Raw genomic sequence first — 1282 nt, forward strand, 5'->3', positions numbered from 1 at the left:
GCCCACCCCCACGCCCGTGACGCCGCGCTGGAACGGCTCACCCCAGCGCGTGCCCGCTACCCCCGGGGTTCCTCGTCGCTGGTGAACTCCGCGTCCACCTCGCCGCCCTCGCTCCGGGGGCGGCGGAAGGTGGAGGAGCCGTCTTCCGAGGGCTCCACCTTCGCGGCCGGCTCCTGCGAGTCGAAGCGCCGGGCGTCCAGGAACGGATCCTCGCCCGGAACGGGCCCGACCTGCGTGAAGCGCACGGAGCCTGACATCAGCGTCTGCTCCAGCGAGCGCCGCACCCGCGCCGTCACCACGCGGCGCACCGGCGGCACCATCAGCAGGAGCCCCATCACGTCGGAGATGAACCCCGGCGCGATGAGCAGCGCTCCGCCCACCAGCACCAGCACGCCGTTGAGCAGGCCCTCCTCGGGCACGCCGCCCCCGCCCATGGCCTCGCGCCAGTTGCGGAAGACCTTCTCGCCCTGCTTCCGGGCGATGAGGCTCCCCAGCACGGCGGAGGCCGCCAGGAGGCCCAGCGTGGCCCCCAATCCGATGTGGTGCCCCAGGGTGATGAGCAGGTACAGCTCCGCCAGGGGCAACAGGATGCAGACGATGACGAGGGCCTTGAGCACGGGGGCACGTTAACGCCAGATTCACTCCCGCGCTCACTCCCCGTTCAGTTGCTCCATCAGGTAGCGCATCACGAAGAAGAGGATGGCGAAGCCGCCCACCGCGAAGAGCACCAGCCGCGTGCTCAGCGACATGCGCTCGGGCGGCAGGCCCAGCCTGTCCACCCGCGCGGCCCGGTCCATCGCCTCCTCCAGGCCGGGGGTGATCTCCATGGGCTTCGCGGTGCGCCGGTAGTGCTCCGTGCGCAGGTACTGCTCCACCACCCGCTCCGTGGCCGAGCCCGAGAGGACCTCTCCCAGCTGCGGGTCGAACAGCCGGAGCTGGGCCTTGTGGGCCAGGCCGGCGGCCTCCACCAGGACCTCGCGGATGAGCTCCTCGCGGTCCTCCAGCGGCACGCGCAGCTCCGTGCCCACCACCCGCTTGCCGTCGTGGAGGGGCAGCACCTCCACGGTGCCCACCCCCAGGTCCCACTCGCGCACGCCGTCCGGACGGACGGTCCCCGGGCGTGCGGCCAGGAGGGCGTCCACCCGGGCCGGGTCATAGGGGGCGCCTGGGGTTCGCGCCTGAAGGACCAACTCGTAACTCACGCGGGTTGCGAGTATACGCCGCGCGGTCTCCTTCAGCCTCTTTGCCTCCGGGAATGCCTCGATGAAGCCCACCTCTCCCC

Annotated in this window: 2 protein-coding genes; both read right to left on the reverse strand. The window is 71.8% G+C overall.

Annotated features, from left to right (window positions below; genetic code table 11):
• Positions 1 to 56 precede the first annotated feature (56 nt).
• On the reverse strand, positions 57 to 617 hold the full coding sequence (locus D7X55_RS39460) for an FxsA family protein (RefSeq protein WP_120553225.1): 561 nt from the start codon (positions 615 to 617) through the stop codon (positions 57 to 59).
• A gap of 33 nt (positions 618 to 650) precedes the next feature.
• Entirely contained in the window at positions 651 to 1142 is a 492-nt protein-coding gene (locus D7X55_RS39465) for a hypothetical protein (protein WP_120553226.1), read from the reverse strand.
• Positions 1143 to 1282: the final 140 nt, after the last annotated feature.

It is taken from the genome of Corallococcus sp. AB049A, from assembly GCF_003668885.1.
Taxonomy (GTDB): Bacteria; Myxococcota; Myxococcia; order Myxococcales; family Myxococcaceae; genus Corallococcus; species Corallococcus interemptor.